The organism is Epilithonimonas sp., assembly GCF_056329745.1.
In genome coordinates this window covers 1-17,035 of the sequence record NZ_JBWEYV010000018.1, presented here as the reverse complement: position 1 = coordinate 17,035, position 17,035 = coordinate 1, and the positions used below count along the sequence as shown (strand labels likewise).

General features: G+C 39.9%; 11 protein-coding genes. 7 read left to right on the top strand and 4 right to left on the bottom strand.

Features of this window, described 5'->3' with window-relative positions:
* Nucleotides 1-82: 82 nt before the first annotated feature.
* The 4 genes from AC00Y6_RS12495 to AC00Y6_RS12480 form a co-directional block, all read right to left on the bottom strand.
* On the bottom strand, nucleotides 83-1,132 hold the full coding sequence (locus AC00Y6_RS12495) for a DUF3810 domain-containing protein (protein ID WP_474490949.1): 1,050 nt from the start codon (nucleotides 1,130-1,132) through the stop codon (nucleotides 83-85).
* A complete protein-coding gene (locus tag AC00Y6_RS12490) occupies nucleotides 1,122-2,564 on the bottom strand; it encodes an MFS transporter (protein ID WP_474490948.1) in 1,443 nt (480 codons plus the stop codon). Before AC00Y6_RS12490 ends, AC00Y6_RS12495 begins: the two co-directional genes overlap by 11 nt.
* 73 nt (nucleotides 2,565-2,637) lie before the next feature.
* On the bottom strand, nucleotides 2,638-3,366 hold the full coding sequence (locus AC00Y6_RS12485; protein ID WP_474490947.1) for a lysophospholipid acyltransferase family protein: 729 nt from the start codon (nucleotides 3,364-3,366) through the stop codon (nucleotides 2,638-2,640).
* Between the two features lie 41 nt (nucleotides 3,367-3,407).
* Nucleotides 3,408-3,866, bottom strand: a complete 459-nt coding sequence (locus AC00Y6_RS12480) for a GtrA family protein (RefSeq protein ID WP_474490946.1) — start codon at nucleotides 3,864-3,866, stop codon at nucleotides 3,408-3,410.
* Between the two features lie 243 nt (nucleotides 3,867-4,109).
* On the opposite strand from AC00Y6_RS12480, the gene AC00Y6_RS12475 reads away from it, so the two are divergent.
* The 7 genes from AC00Y6_RS12475 (at nucleotide 4,110) to AC00Y6_RS12445 (ending at nucleotide 16,537) form a co-directional block, all read left to right on the top strand.
* Entirely contained in the window at nucleotides 4,110-4,358 is a 249-nt protein-coding gene (locus AC00Y6_RS12475; protein ID WP_474490945.1) for a hypothetical protein, read from the top strand.
* 57 nt (nucleotides 4,359-4,415) lie between these two features.
* The gene (locus tag AC00Y6_RS12470) at nucleotides 4,416-5,276 is read left to right on the top strand and encodes a BadF/BadG/BcrA/BcrD ATPase family protein (protein ID WP_474490944.1); all 861 of its coding nucleotides are present in this window, start codon (nucleotides 4,416-4,418) and stop codon (nucleotides 5,274-5,276) included.
* A gap of 275 nt (nucleotides 5,277-5,551) precedes the next feature.
* Nucleotides 5,552-7,837, top strand: coding sequence for an NADP-dependent malic enzyme (locus AC00Y6_RS12465; protein WP_474491006.1), 2,286 nt, complete (start codon nucleotides 5,552-5,554; stop codon nucleotides 7,835-7,837).
* Nucleotides 7,838-7,939: 102 nt separating this feature from the next.
* On the top strand, nucleotides 7,940-8,524 hold the full coding sequence (gene ruvA, locus AC00Y6_RS12460) for a Holliday junction branch migration protein RuvA (RefSeq protein ID WP_474490943.1): 585 nt from the start codon (nucleotides 7,940-7,942) through the stop codon (nucleotides 8,522-8,524).
* Nucleotides 8,525-8,566: 42 nt separating this feature from the next.
* Entirely contained in the window at nucleotides 8,567-15,661 is a 7,095-nt protein-coding gene (gene sov / locus AC00Y6_RS12455) for a T9SS outer membrane translocon Sov/SprA (RefSeq protein ID WP_474490942.1), read from the top strand.
* A 122-nt stretch (nucleotides 15,662-15,783) separates the two neighbouring features.
* Nucleotides 15,784-16,161, top strand: a complete 378-nt coding sequence (gene gcvH / locus AC00Y6_RS12450) for a glycine cleavage system protein GcvH (RefSeq protein ID WP_474490941.1) — start codon at nucleotides 15,784-15,786, stop codon at nucleotides 16,159-16,161.
* On the top strand, nucleotides 16,097-16,537 hold the full coding sequence (locus tag AC00Y6_RS12445) for a VanZ family protein (RefSeq protein ID WP_474490940.1): 441 nt from the start codon (nucleotides 16,097-16,099) through the stop codon (nucleotides 16,535-16,537). Before gcvH ends, AC00Y6_RS12445 begins: the two co-directional genes overlap by 65 nt.
* Nucleotides 16,538-17,035 lie beyond the last annotated feature (498 nt).

The window sequence follows — 17,035 nt, the reverse complement described above, 5'->3', positions numbered from 1 at the left end:
TTTGAGACAATCACTCAAAAGCAATAAATTTTTTTTCATCATTTGTGTTTTTAGAATCGTACTTTTTGTACGATTCTTTTTTTTATAACTCATAAATAAGCACCAGTTGGGCAAAATAGGAGTAAGTCACACTGCCGGCCTGTTGGTTGGATTTTAAAAATAAATCGTTGGTTAAACCAAAAAAATCACTAACGATTCCTTCATTATTAATAAAGAATTTCTGCTCAATTGATCTGTCTAGTTTCATTTTTGGGGAATATTGCTCCAGGATATTTTTTACAAACTGCGGGTTTTTATTAGAGAGCGCTTTTAGGAGACTTTTTAGTACATAAAGCTGAACGCTGTATTGCAGTTCTTTGTTTTCCGAGTCTTTGCCACAGAGATAGGCGACAAAACTGGCTTCCTGCTCTCGCGCAAATCCTAATTGGTGAGACATTTCATGCGCTAGAGTAAAAGGCAGTTGCGATGTGGGTATATGGGCATTATATTGTGCTTCCGCCGTAAAAGGGTTGTAGTAGCCAAATATCCCGGTTTTATTCATAAAAGATCCAAATAGGCTTGGTTTTACTGATGGTTGGTCAACCGCCATCTTTTCACCAATTATTGCCGGAAGCTTCGTTTGTTGTGAAACGATTTCTTGTTCTAATTGTTTAATGCTTGCTACTTTAATTCTGTGATTTGTATCCTCTTTAAGCGTTTCACGTGTTATTTTGCAAAGATTAAGATATTTAACGGCCAGCTTCTGAATATCCATATCGGATATTTTCTTGTTATCCAATTGTTGTGAGATAGGCTTTTGAAAATATAACATGCCCCAAAAAGATTGGTATACAAAATAAAAAATATTAATAGTAATAAGGATGTATTTTAGAAAAACCCATGACTTTTTCAGGATTAAATGAATCAAAAAATAAATCAATAAAATGGAAATTAGTATATAAAAAACATCGCCTACAGACCAATTAATGCCAGCGAAAAAATTGGTGTGCACTTGTTTCTTCCATTCAAAAAGCTTGGAAAAAAAGTGGATGGCAAAATCAAATTTTGATAATACATAAAATAACAAAAATTGGACAACCAAGATGATTGCCCAAGATTTATTATTTGAAAATGTTTTATTTCTAATGTCCACCTCCCGAAACTTTTGTCTTATCTAGGCGTATTCCCTGTTTTTTTAGGATGCTCGTTACCTTTACCGCATAGAAGGCAAGGTATACAAAACATACAACGCAAACAACGTAACTGGTGTGGATAGAAGTAAGATCTGCAATATAGCCCTGTAGCCAGCTAACAATTCCACCACCCATAATCATCATAATTAGCATGCTGCTGCCTTCATTGGTATGTTTACCCAATCCGTTGACCGCACATGAAAAGATACAAGGCCATAACGTACTACAGAACAAACCAACACTTGTAAAAGCATATACCGAAAACATCCCTTCTGTAGACATTCCCAATATTAGTGCGATAATCCCAGCTATAGAGAAAATGAAAAGCATTCTTGCAGGATTTCCCTTGCTTAATACATCAGCAATGATCATCACCAGTATAATGAAAGGGTAGATGTAAAATGGTCGGAGATCATGTTGAGCGATAGCGTTTACCAACAAAAATACACCAAATGCCAGATAAGGTGCTAGAAAGCGAAGGATCTTTTTAAAACCACCAGAGACATCAAAAGCTTCTACAGCTCCTGTCCAACGGCCGATCATGAGACTTGCCCAATATAATGATACGTATGGCGCTACGTCTTTGGTAGAAAATCCCAATGATTTTTCCATGTATGCAGGTAAGTTACTGGCTGTAGAAACCTCGACACCTACGTAAAGGAAGATCGCCAACATACCAAGCAACAGTTGTGGATATTTAAGTGCTGAGGTCCTATGTTCGCCTGGTGTATTATCCTCTGTATTTTCTGTACTTACCTCGGTTCTTTGCGGTAAAGAAGAAAATTTGAGTAGAATAGCAACCAAAACAAATGCTCCGCCTAAAATTAGATATGGTATTTTAACACTTTCTATGCTTGCTGTGGTGTTTTCAGCCGAGGCGGAACCAAAAATAGCAAATGATACGATTAATGGTCCTATTGTTGTTCCAAGATTATTAATTCCGCCTGCCATAGTAAGCCTCTGGGCTCCAGTTTCCGATGGACCTATTTCTATAGCGAGAGGATTTGCTACAATCTGCTGCAGCGAAAATCCAAGACCCACAATAAATAATCCCGAAATCATAAGCGTAAAAGATCCGGTATTGGCAGCCGGATAAAATAATAGGGTTCCCAATGCAGATATAAGTAATCCCAAAATTAAACCGTTTTTGTAACCTATTTTATTGATGAGATCTTTCTTCATGCTTTTAGATATAAACATGTAGATTAAAGATCCCACAGTGTAGGCAACATAAAAGGCAAGCGAAACCAACTGGCTTTGGCTTTGGGTAAGATGAAACGCTTCTTTGAAAACGGGGATCAGGATATCGTTACTTGCTGCAACAAAACCCCAGAAGAAAAAAACTGTTACAAGCGGAACAAACTGTCCCCAATTGGTTTTTTGTGTTGTCATGGATTAATGTTTATTAATATAGAGTTAATGATTATGAAACAAAAATAATTAAAAGTTCTTATTGTTTCCATAATTATTTGCGTGATGAGTTTAAAGAATGTTTAATCTCGTTAAAAGCTTCTTCTTTCAGATCTTTAATTTTGGCATCAGGCTGTAAAATTCGGTTAAAAAAAACAGTCACTACACCGGGATAACCTTTTGAGTTGTCAAAAGGGAACATTTCTTTCAATCCTTTGAAAGTAAAAACGGCAATAGGAAAGCGGTGTTTGCTGGCAAGGATAAAAGCACCGTCTTTAAACTGATCCAGTATAACGCTGGTGTCATCAGGTACACCACCTTCGGGGAAAATTACAATACTTTGTCCTTCCTGCATACGTTCTGCACAACGTCTGTAGACGTCGGCGCGGCTTCGGGCACTTTTCCGGTCAACCATTACGCAGACACGTTTGTAAACGGTCCCAAAAATGGGGATTTTTACCAGCTCTTTTTTACCGACATAGCATAAAGGATGATCTGGGAAAAGGATGCATGGCAACATAATATCCATAAGGGATGTATGGTTGGCAATAATCACATAGGGCTGGTTTTTGTCGATCTGCTGTTGCGTTTCTTTGATTAGTTTGTACCGGAAACCCATGCCATAAAACATCCCGATGGCCCATAGCCTTACAAAAAAGTAACAATATTTGTAGTCCTGCTTCCTAATAGAAAGAACATAGACAGGGAGGAAAAAGATTAATGTAAGAACAGTGCCCAGTATCACCATCCAAAACCGCCATGCATACACCAATATTGTTTTCATCAAAGCTTTTACGTCGTTTTTATCAAACCAAAAATAGCGATTTATCCGTTAAAAATAATTTTTTTCTTGATGGAGTAATTAAGCATCGATACCAGCAAAATAGCTGTTATCTTACTCATCATTTCTTGGGAAAGGACATAAAAACCAAGATTAAGAGTATCCCGGAAGACAAACCTGTACAACAGCTGGAACAATAATAAGCTGATGAGTGTTGAGACTACAGAAACGGAGATAAAATAAACAAACTCCTTTCTTTTTGAATGTTTGCCACGCTCAAATACAAACCAGATACTCAAAAAATAGTTGGTTATAATCCCACAACATGTAGATAGTATATTACTGAATGGATATCGAATCCCATAAAGATTATACTCCCAGGTAAAATATTTCGGCAGATAAACGCTGAACAATTTAAAACTTCCAATCTCTACAATAGCACTCAGGCCTCCGGCAATGACGAAGAAAATAACCTGTTTTTGTCTTATCAGCAGTTGTCTCATTATTTTGCAAATGTATAGTAATTGTTAAATCTTTTAAAATATTAGTTAAATAATTTTTTTGTATCATAAATATTTTTACTTTTATTTAATGATAACGATGTGGTGTTTTAGTTGAATTATCAGTTTTTAATAGTGCTTTTTTTTGTGAAAATGTCAATTTTGGCATTTTTTAAGAATGGGATTAATGATTATAAGCACATTTCCTCACCAACACATACCAATTTCAAAATATTAATGTAAAAAATGAAAAACTCTAGCAGACCGTACAGAAAATTTCTGCCTCAGCAAAAAAAGATTGAGGAGTTGGAAAAGAGTAGCTCACGGTTCCGAAGAATCTACTCAGAATATGAGATGATGTCCGACGAACTATGGAATCTTGAGAGCAGCGAGACCACAGAAAGTGTTCCCGATGATTTTATTAATGCTATAAAACTTCAGACCTCCTATCTGGAAGATGAGATCCAGGACTGGCTCATCGATGATCAGGAGTAATAATTAGTTTAAAAACCAAGCTAAAAATACTACTTTAGCGTTTTCAAAATTTAAACTATGATTGCGATCGTTGACGGCGGGTCTACAAAATGCGACTGGGTTATCCTAGATAATAATGGTGAAGAAGTCCTGAAAACAGAAACAGTAGGTTTTAACCCCAATATCATTAATGCTGAACTTATCCCGTTGGAACTTCTCAAAAATGAAGCTCTAATTGAGGTCTGTGGTAGACTTGATAATATTTTTTTCTATGGGTCTGGTTGCGGAACGCCAGAAAACCGCTTGGTGGTAGAGCGCGAGATACAAAAAGTATTTACCAATGCGCAGATCCTGGTAAAAGAAGATCTTTTGGCAGCAGCCTACGCAGCGTACAGAGGCGTTCCGGCTATTGTTTGCATCTTGGGAACCGGTTCCAACGCCTGCTATTTTGACGGCGAAACGGTAAAGACAGAATTGCCATCTTTGGGCTTTCTGATTGGTGACGAGGGTAGTGGCAGCGCTTTGGGAAAGCAGCTCGTGCGTCATTATTTTATGAAAAAGCTTCCGCCGGATCTTCATGAGCAGTTTACTGAGATTTATCAGTTGCATATTGATGAGCTGCTGAAAAACATGTACCACAATCCGAGGGCGAATGCCTACATGGCAGATTTTACAAAGTTTATTGTCGACAGGAAATCGCATCCCTATTTTCAGAATTTTGTCTACAAAGAACTGAGCAATTTCCTTGAGTATCAGGTAATGCCCTACGAAGAATGCCGCTCCAGCGAAATCAATTTTATTGGCTCCATTGCCTACTTTTTTCAAGATTCTTTAAGGGCCGCCGCCGCCGATTTTCATTTTAAAATAGGCACAGTAGTTCAAAAACCAATCGAAAGCCTCGTAAATTATCATCGCCAATATATCATACCAAAACTTTAACTTTGCAAATGGTTTGGGCGTATCGCTTTGTATTTGCCTGATTATCGCTGGGGTATAACAGGATATTTTCAGCAGGCAAAAACAAGCGGGTCGGTCTGCGGGCAGTCGCTTTTTTTGTTTTTTTCTTAGAGGTTCTCAAAATGAAATCACATGGGAACTTCGCAAAAGAGGGAAAACAAAAAAGAGCTCCAACAGTGCCCTTCGCCCTTACGCATATTGAGTAAAAACCAGTGATTTGTAATCATATACAAGATCACACCAAAAAGTAAATTCATATAATGTCAAAAAATTCAAGAGATCAAAATGCTTTTGATAAAGCTGCTTTAGATTATCACAGTCAGGAACCCAAAGGTAAAATCGAGGTTATCCCATCCAAACCGCACTCGTCGCAAAGAGACTTGTCACTGGCTTATTCGCCGGGTGTTGCGGTGCCTTGTATGGCCATCCATGATAATCCACAGAGTGTATATGACTATACATCCAAGGGGAACCTAGTTGCCGTAATCTCTAACGGGACGGCAGTGCTTGGGCTGGGAGATATAGGTCCAGAGGCTTCCAAACCGGTGATGGAAGGTAAAGGCCTTCTGTTCAAAATTTTTGCAGGCATCAATGTTTTTGATATCGAGATTAATGAAAAGGATCCTGACAAGTTTATAGAAACCGTAAAGGCTATCGCCCCGACTTTTGGTGGAATCAACCTAGAGGATATCAAGGCGCCGGAAGCATTTTATATAGAACAAAGATTGAAGGAGGAACTCGACATCCCATTGATGCACGATGACCAGCACGGTACGGCTATTATCTCTGCAGCAGCATTGATTAATGCGTTGGAGATTGCGGGCAAAAAAATTGCGGAGGTAAAAATGGTAATTAATGGTGCCGGTGCGGCCGCTATTGCCTGCGCCAAACTTTATATCTCCCTCGGTCTAGATCCTAAAAACATCCTGATGTGCGACAGCAAGGGCGTCATCAATCATACAAGAGAAAACCTGACGCCCGAGAAAATCGATTTTATTTCCCAAACCGATATTTCCACACTTGAGGAAGCGTTGAAAGACGCTGACGTTTTTGTAGGTCTTTCAAAAGGGAACGTAGTGTCTCCGGAGATGTTGCTTTCTATGGCAGATCAGCCTATTGTATTTGCTTTGGCCAATCCAGATCCCGAGATCAGTTATGACCTGGCAGTTGCTACAAGGCCGGATGTGATGATGGCAACAGGCCGTAGCGACTATCCTAACCAGGTGAACAATGTTCTTGGTTTTCCTTACATTTTCCGTGGGGCATTGGATGTCCAAGCTAGAGGGATTAATGAGGCCATGAAGTTGGCTGCTGTTTATGCGTTGGCAGAGATTGCCAAAGAACCTGTGCCAGAGATGGTAAAGCTAGCTTACAATGTAAGAGATCTTGGTTTCGGTAAAGATTATTTCATCCCAAAACCATTCGATAACAGGTTGATTACAAAAGTGTCTATTGCCGTGGCAAAGGCAGCAATGGAAAGTGGTATTGCCGGTAAATCCATCGATAATTTTGAGGAGTACGAAAACCAACTGCTGGACAGGATGGGTCGCGACGAGAAGCTCGTAAGAATGATGCAAAACCGCGCCAAAGCTAACCCAAAAAGGGTTACGCTGGGCAATGGTGAAGAGTATAATATCCTGAAGGCAGCACAAATCTTACAGGAAGAAGGGATTGCCTATCCAAGTCTTTTGGGTAATAAAAAACTCATCAAGGAAAAAATGGAAGCCTACGGTATAACGCTGGATATCCCCATTATAGATCCTAATGATGAAGAACAAAAAGAAAACCGTAAACAATATCGCAAAACCCTTTGGGATAAACGAAACAGAAAAGGGATCAACGAGTACAAGGCCAAAAGATATGTGAGGCAACGTGACTATTTTGGGCCATTAATGTTGGAGCATGGTGATACTGATGCCCTGATTGTTGGCTTCTCTAAAAGTTATGCCTCGGTGCTGAAACCCATATTGGAAATCGTTGATAAAAAACCGGGCGTAAACAAGGTAGCGGCCATGATGATGATCTTAACCGATAAAAAGCCTCTGTTTTTTGCCGATACTTCCATCAACAAAAACCCTACTGCAGAAGATCTGGTGGATATTGCCAGGATGGCGGAAATCACCGTTAAGTCCTTTGCAATCGATCCAAGGATTGCCATGCTAGGCTATGAGAATTTTTCTGCCAAAGCCGATACGTCCAAAAAAGTGGCTGCTGCGGTAAAGATGCTGCATGAGAAATTTCCAAAGATGGTGGTAGATGGCGAGATTCAGCCGGATTTTGCGCTTAATGCAGACCACCTGGCAGATTATCCGTTCTCCAAACTGGGGACTAACCCGGCCAATGTTTTGGTATTCCCTAATCTGGAAAGTGCCAATCTCTCCTACAAAATCATCAGAGGAATGAAAGCGGCGCAAACCATTGGGCCTATCCTGATGGGGCTGAACCAGCCGGTGCATGTTCTGCAGATGAGATCTAGCGTAGATGAGATTGTCAACCTGGCTACCATTGCCGTTTTGGATGCGCAGATGAAGGATGAAAAATAGATTGATCTCTATTAATATAAAAGCAAAAGCCATTTTAAGTAATTAGAATGGCTTTTTTTTAACATAATTTATATCTTCGCAAAACCCAAATTTTAAGAAAAAATGATTTATTCTCTAAGAGGCAATGTTCAAGAACTGACACCTACTTTTGCCGTGATAGAGGTGGGCGGCGTTGGCTACTATGTTGGTATCAGCCTGCAAACCTCACAAAACTTATCCCAAGGGAAAGAAGTCCTTCTCTATATCCAGCAGATTATCCGTGAGGATGCCCATCTGCTTTTCGGTTTTTTTTCCAAAGATGAAAAAGATATGTTTAACCTGTTAATAAGTGTTAACGGTGTTGGGCCTGTTTCTGCGCTTATATTGCTGTCTTCACTCAGTCTTTCCGAGGCTGCCAATGCCATACTCTCCGGCAATAGCGCCCTTATCCAAAAGGTAAAAGGTATAGGCGCAAAAACCGCCGAGCGGATTATCATCGACCTTCGGGATAAGGTAGGCCAGTTCGGCAATTCTGAAGCAAAACTTTCTGCGCTGGCAGACAATAAAATCAAAAATGAGGCGTTATCAGCATTAGAAGTTTTAGGAATTTCTAAGAAGGTGAGCGAGAAATTGGCTGACCGGATCATGAAGCAGAATGCCGAAATCTCCGTTGAAGAATTGGTGAAGGAGATTTTAAAAAACATTTAACATCTGATAAAGATTTGTTATCAGAATCTTAAAAAAATATAAGTGAAGAAAAATTATTACCTCTATAAACTCAGTTTCCTTTTTCTGTTCATTATATCCTGTACCAGTGTCATGGCGCAGGAACGCCCATTGGACAGCCTTAGCATAAGAAAAGATTACGGCCTTGCAGACCCTGTGAGGTACGATGCGTTCTATGATCTCAAGACCGGCATGTATTATCTCTATCCCAAGATTGGAAACACCGTTGTAGGGGCACCAATTGCCATGACATCGGAAGAGTATAAGAACTATGTAATGCAAAACAACCTTCGTTCTTATTATGCAGAAAAATCTTTGCTTAATGATTTAGGTCGGAGGAAAGACCAGACCGATGCCAAGAAAAAAGGCCTGATACCAGCCATTACCGTCAAAAATAAAATGTTCGAAAATATTTTTGGCAGTAATAAGATTGAATTGATTCCGCAGGGGTTTGCTTCGGTTGACCTCGCTGGGCTTTACCAGAAGATAGATAATCCTTTAATTCTCCCTCAAAACAGAACCAGTTTTGCCATCAATATTCAGCAGAGGATTCAGTTGGGTCTTACCGGGAAGGTAGGCGAAAACCTCCAGCTGAAAGCTAACTATGATACCCAAAGTGGTTTTGCTTTTGAAAACCGCATGAATATGGTTTGGCAAGCCAAAGGTACATGGAAAGACCTGCAATCCAGAGGATTAAATGAAAAGGGACAGGATCCCGAAGATAAGATTATTAAAAGAGTGGAGGTAGGTAATATCAACATGCCGCTTTCTACAAGTCTTATCCGCGGATCACAATCGCTTTTTGGTCTTAAAACCGAGTTCCAGTTGGGTAAAACCACAGGGACACTTGTCTTTTCTCAACAGCAGGGCGAAGCAAAGACTATTGTTGCCCAGGGCGGCGGGATGATGAGCAGTTTCAAGATCAATGCTATAGATTATGAGGATAATCAGCATTATTTTCTAGGCCGTTACTTTTTGTATAAATATGACGGAGCGCTGGCGAATTATCCGTTGATCAATTCCCGGGTTAATATTACGAGGATGGAAGTTTGGGTATTGGACCAGGGAGGCTCCAACCTCGAATCTCAAAAGCCTATAGTTGCAGTGCGAGATTTGGGAGATCAGGATGGTGTTAACCCAAGTAATGCTAATCAGGGGCTTTACACGGCTATTTCTGGGGCGTTAGGCACTAGTAGGGTAGGCATCTCGCCACCGGGACTTTTGAATGGCAACACATTCCCCGGCAGTTCTACACCCTACAGTAATGACGGTGAACAGTATATCTATAACGGGAAAGCCAGAAAATTATCATCATCAGAATATAAATTCAATTCCCAGCTGGGTTACCTGTCTTTGAATCAAAGGCTTAATGACCAACAATTTTTAGCCGTTTCTTATTCTTACACCTTAAACGGCTCTCCCACGGTTTACAAAGTAGGGGAATTTTCTGAAGAAAACAGTGTGCTGATCACCAAGATGATTAAGTCCAATGTGGCTGTTAAAACCACATCGCCAATGTGGGAACTGATGATGAAGAATATTTATTCCCTTAATACCAGTCAGATTCAGGCACAGAACTTTTTATTAAATGTTTATTTCAAGGATCCAGCGTCTGGAGGTAAAGTGAACTATCTGCCAGGTGCCAATACCACTGTTAATAATAATGATAGCAATTTGCTGCGCCTTTTCAATTGGGATAGGCTTAATGCCAATAATGATGCGCAACAGAGCAGCACAGGTTTGCCGGGTGATGGTATTTTTGACTTTGTAAACGGCATCACGGTAGATGCGGAAAACGGAAGGCTGATCTTCACAAAGGCGAAACCGTTTGTGGATTATTTACAAAGCGTGATTACCAATACCGACAAATCACCCTACATAATCAAGGATCTCTATACCAAGTTTAAGGCACAATTGCCACAAGAGCAACGATATACCATAGAAGGTCGATACAAAGGCAGCCAGGGACAAGGTATCTCTTTGGGTGCCATCAATGTGCCGCAAGGTTCGGTAAAAGTTACGGCTAACGGAACCCAATTGGTAGAGGGTGTAGATTACACCGTAGATTACATGTTGGGAACCGTCAATATCATCAATGAAGCGATCAAACAGTCTGGCCAAGCCATTAATGTGCAATTGGAAAATCAATTGACCTTTAATACACAGCGTAAAAGTTTCTGGGGTATTAACCTCGAGAGAAAATTCAACGAACATTTAACCATTGGTGCTACGGCTGTTAATTATACAGAACGGCCTTTGACACAAAAAGTGAATTATGGTCAGGAAGCAGTCAGCAATACCATGGCAGGCTTCAATGTGATGTATAACAATGAGTTACCTTTCCTTACCAGGCTTACAGATAAAATTCCGTTTGTAAATACAGAGGCTCCATCCAACCTTAATTTCAAAGCAGAAGGTGCCTACCTGATTCCCGGACAGAGCAAAGGCATCAACAATCAGTCATATATTGATGATTTTGAACAAACTACTTCAAAAATATCTTTGAAAGAACCTTCTTTGTGGAGTTTGGCGTCCAGACCGGAGAAAAATATCGGTGATCCCATATTCCCTCAAAATATGAGTGATAACAACCTGTCCAATGGTAATGGGAGAGGACTTTTATCTTGGTACACGATTGATCCTAGATTTTATGGTGTTGGAGGCCGCGCTCCCAATGGTATTAATGCGCAGGTATTATCTAACCATGCTTCCAGAAGGGTTCAGATGCAGGAGCTTTACAACAACAGGGATTATGTGGCCGGAGAGCAGACTTTGCTTAACACATTCGATATCACTTATTATCCGGAATTGCGAGGTCCTTACAACGTCAATAAAAATGATGAAGCACCTTCCCAAAGGTGGGCGGGGCTGATGCGTCCTATTTCGGTAACCAATTTTGTCACTTCTAATATTGATTATGTCGAGTTTTGGTTGATGGATCCAAGAGCAGACGGCAATACTTTAGGTAACGATCCTAAGTTAATCCTTCAGTTAGGTAACGTATCAGAAGACGTGCTGAAAGATGGTAAGCTACAATACGAAAACGGTTTACCTACCGCAAGTACACCTGCCAATACCTCTACAACCAATTGGGGAACGCAGCCAAGCCAGCAGCCAATCCTGTATGCGTTCTCATCCGAAGGTGATGACAGAACCCAGCAAGATCTTGGCTACGATGGGTTGAACGCTGCGCAAGAGCAGCAGAAATTTGGGGTAGATTTTGTAAATCCTGTGACCAACGAACTGGATCCGGCATCAGATAACTTCTTGTTTTATATGTCAGACAAATTTCAGGGAGATATGGCAACATCGGTGACCGAGCGATACAAGTACTTCCGTGGACCGGAAGGTAATTCGGCATCCAACTCATTGGAGGTGGCTACACAAACGCCGGATGCAGAAGATATCAACAGGGATTATAACCTGGATCAGACAGAGAATTATAACCAGTACAGTATTGATCTTTCCCCTGCTAGTATGGCATTGGGCGCTGATAACAAAATTGTGGATATCAAGGAGGTAGATGTAAAGTTTGAAAATGGTCAATCTGGGAAAGTAAAATGGTACCTCTTCCGTATTCCTGTTGCCAACTATGAAAAAACAACTGTAGATGGCTCTGATGTATCAGTTCTTAATAACGTCAGATTTGCGAGACTTTTACTTAAAGGCTTTAACCAGAAATCGACGTTGAGATTTGGATCTTTTGATCTTGTAAGATCGGACTGGAGAAAATATACCAATAAAATCTACAGTACAACAGTTCCTAATATGGACGAGGGTAACAATGGTGCAGAAAGTCTTAATTCTAATTTTGACGTTGGAAGTGTAAACCTAGAGGAAAATGCTCTGGGAACACCACCGTATGTTTTGCCTCCGGGGATAGATCGTCAGGTTCTTAGCGGTAACTCCGGTGTACAAAGACAGAATGAGTCTTCACTTTACATGAAAGTAGATCGTTTGAAAGGTGAGTCCAGAGGCGTGTTTAAAAATACAAGCCTGGATATGCGCCGTTACAAAAAATTGGAATTGTTTGTGCACGCAGAGAATCAAACCAATCAAACTACGGCTAACATTAGTGCGCTGGATCCTAATGCCAAATTCTTCATCCGTTTTGGTAGTGATGCCACCGATAATTATTACGAGTATGAGTCATCTCTTACCTATACGGCCAAAAATGCGACATCGCCATTGGATATTTGGCCAGATGCCAACAATGTCAACCTAGAAATAGAAAATTTCGTAAATGCTAAACTCAAGCGCGATGAGTTGCTGAGAGCAGGGGGATTCCAGATCAATGAGCGTTTTACCTATGCAGATTATGGTGATGCCAACAAAAAGATTTATGTGAAAGGACGACCTAGTATTGGTAACGTTACAACCATTATGCTGGGGGTAAGGAACAATGATAACTCCAATGCAGAAGGTAAAACCCTTGTGCTGTGGGTCAACGAAATCCGACTGTCTGAGATCGAGAATAAAGGAGGTTACGCCGGTAATGCCAGCCTTAATTTTAATTTGGGAGATTTTGCTTTGGTTAATGCCAACGCTTCCTACGCCTCTATTGGCTTTGGAGCAATAGATCAGAAACCATCGGAACGGTCCCAAAATGAGAACTCTGCATTCAGTATCAATACGACTGTGAATGTCGATAAATTTTTGCCGGAAAAATCTGGAATTAAGATTCCGTTGAATTATTCCTATACCCAAACAATTACCGATCCCAAATATAATCCTCTGGATAACGATGTTGAGCTGAAAAAGGCTTCTAACGAAGCCGAGCTGAAAAAAGTGGTTAGAACCTATACCCAGCAGCGTAGCATTGGTGTGGTAAATATGAGGAAAGAAAGGGTGAATCCGGATAAAAAAGCAAAGTTCTATGATATAGAGAATGTGAATGTTACCGCGATCTATAATGATGATTTTTACCGCGATATCTATACCAAGAGAAATTATCAGCAATATCTGAAAGGTTATCTGGAGTATAATTATACCTTCAAACCGTATGTTTTGAGACCATTTAACAAAATGATCAGCGATACGGCCAAATCATACAAATACCTGAGATGGGTAAAAGAATTCAATTTCAATCCTGTTCCTACAAGATTATCCTTCAGAACAATATTGGACAGGAATTATAACGAGTTGGAGTACCGTAATGTAGACGCATTGCTTAGTGGTACCGGTGGATCGGATTTTGATGTGATCCGCAACAGGAACTTCTTCTTCGGGTGGCAGTATAGTTTAGGCTTTAATTTTACCAAGTCGCTAAAGCTTGAGATTAATTCTGAGACCAAAACGCTGAATGATCAAATGGATGTCAATAGTATGAATAACAGATCCATCTTTAGCAACCCGTTCAGGGCAGGCCGTCCGGTGTTGTACAATCACAGGGCACAGCTTAATTACAGATTACCGTTTGAGTATTTGCCATATTTGGATTTCATCAATGCAGAAGTGAGTTACCAGTTTCAGTACAACTGGAACGCCAGGTCTACTGCGGTGCGCAGTTTCCAAAACCCGGATACCGGAGCTTGGGAAAACCTGGGTAACATTTCTCAGAATACCAATGCGATTATCGGAACAACAACTATCGATATTCCAAAATTCTTTGGTAAGTTCGATTACTTTAAAAAGATTAATCTAAAACTGCAAAAACGTCGGCAGGAGATTGATTCTCTTAATAATGTATATAACCAAGCATTTACTAAGAAGAACAGTAAGTTCAAATTCAAATCTTACAAGTTTAAAAATAGGCTGACCCCAATCCAGGCGGCTGCCTATGCGCTGACATCCTTTAAGCAGATCAATTTTAACTATAACGAAAACAACGGTATTGTTTTGCCAGGATTGTTATCTGCGCCTAACTTCTTTGGTTATGGGCAAACTCTTGGTGGACCAACACTGGGCTTCTTACTGGGATCTCAGGCAGATATCAGAAGAACGGTGATAGAAAATGGCTGGGCATCCAACTCCAGATTGATGAATGATGCGTACTCAGAGCTTAATAACAGAACCATCACAGGGGATCTACAAGTAATGCCAGCAAATGACTTGCGTATTGATTTTAACATTCTCCAGAATTACAGCCGTAATTATGTACAGGGTGGCTATAACGTTGTCGATCTTCAGAATAATTATTTTGGTTTTAGAGATGCATTTGGTACAGAATCGATTACTTACTCAAATACATCGTGGACTTTCAATACTGCCTTTAAAGAGGGCAATGCGCTGTACCAGTCCATCAAAGAAAATGCGTTGGCAATCTCGCAGCAATATGATGGTATTGTAGATAGGGAAGGTTATGTGGCTGGTTATTCTAGGAGCAATGCCTATGTGTTGATTCCGGCTTTCAAAGCAGCAATAGAAGGTAAATCTCCTAAAAAATTGGGCAATCCTACTAAAGCTGGTGTGCCATTGCCAAACTGGAAACTGGTGTATTCTGGCCTTAGGAATATTCCGATTGTCAACAGTCAATTTTCCAAATTTGATATCTTGCACTCCTACATTTCAACATTCACAATGTCTGGCATCCAGTCCAGCATCGATTATTATAATAGGAATGTGAATGATGTCAACACGGTTTATGATTCCAATGGGAACAGGTATAATCCTTACACCTTCACACAGGTGGGTTATGTAGAAGCATTTGCGCCACTTGTTGGTTTTGATGTTACCATGCGTAACAATATGCAGTTCCGTTTTAATTATAATAGAGATAGGACTTATCTACTGGGATTAACCAATACAACACTTACCGAAGAGTACGGCAATGAGTTTGTGGTAGGCTATGGTTATATCCTCAAAAATCTGAAACTAAGAATTAATTATAAAGGAAAACCAAGAGATATCAAAAGTGACCTCAATATGAGAGCGGATTTATCAATGCGGGATAGTAAAACAACGCTAACCAACATCCTGATAGACGATTCTCAGGTCACCGGTGGGCAGAAGATTTTTAGCCTCAAGCTTTCTGCAGACTACAATATGTCTCAAAACCTAAACCTTAAGTTTTTCTATGACCAGATGATGACCAGGTACAAGATTTCCACGGCATTCCCGCTGTCCACTATTCGTGCTGGCATCACCGCCACGATGACATTTGGCGGATCAGGAAATTAATTGTAAACACATACCAATACAAAAAGAGTAAACTCAGTTTACTCTTTTTTTTGTAATTTATTTTTAATCTATTGTTAGATCTTAATTATATAATTAAATTTGCCTAAACCTAATTAAAGAAAATGAACACACCAGCAGAACTTAAATACACCAAGGATCATGAGTGGATCAAGGTAGAAGGCGATACCGCAACCATTGGCATTACAGACTATGCCCAGGGAGAATTGGGGGACATCGTTTTTGTAGATGTAGACACCGTGGACGAAGAACTTAACGAAGGCGATGTATTCGGAAGTGTAGAAGCCGTTAAAACCGTATCGGATCTTTACTTACCTGTTGCAGGAACCGTTTTGGAAGTTAATGCAGAGCTCGAAGATCAGCCAGAACTTCTTAACTCAGACCCATACGGGAAAGGCTGGATCATCAAATTGAAAGTTGCAGACGCAGCAGACCTTTCCACATTATTATCTTCAGAAGAATATCAGGAAGTTGTTGGATAGTCAGCGCATTTATCAGTACAGTAAGATTATATTGCCCATTTATTGGGCATTTCTTACTTATATGCTTTTACGCCCTGGCGTAGAAAACAAAGAGTATTTCTTCATGATCCCAAATCTAGACAAGCTCATTCATTTTTCAATATTCTTTTTGTTGGGATTTATCTTCAGGGTCAGATTTCCCAAAACGCAATTTTTGCAATTCTTTCTCATCCTAGTTTCGTATGCACTACTTACCGAGATTCTGCAGGACACCATGCAATTGGGCCGCTCGCTGGAACTTCTCGATGCTGTTGCCGATACATTAGGGCTTTCACTCGCATTCTACTTATATAATATATATACAAAATATAGAGACAAGCTGAAGCTTCGTCAATAGAAGTGTATTATTTTGGGCGGCTGCCAAAAGCCATACCGTTCCCAACGCTGTTTTGTCACCGGGCTATCCGCTCATATCTTTTGCTTCATTGCCTTTTTTATATTACAACATTCAGGCATATATAATAGCAACATTATATTAATTCGTTGTAGTTATAAGCAAAAGGATAACCGCTTCTATCCCTGCCGCAGCCTCAATCTGTTTAACACATTTAGTTGTTATATCTTGATTTAACATAATGTGGATAACTTTACAAGCCTTGTATAACATTGTTATATAGGTGTTTATTGAACCAAGTTTTACACAATTGTAAATTTATTGTTAACAAGATTTGCAAGTAGAGTTTATTTCAACATACATTTGCAGAACCAAAACGAAAGAATTGGCAGCGCAGGAGACGGTTAGATAAAGAAGATTAATAATAAGAAGTTGAAAAAAGCTTCAAAAAAATTAATTATAAAAAGTTTGGCTGTTAAATAAAAAGCACTTACATTTGCA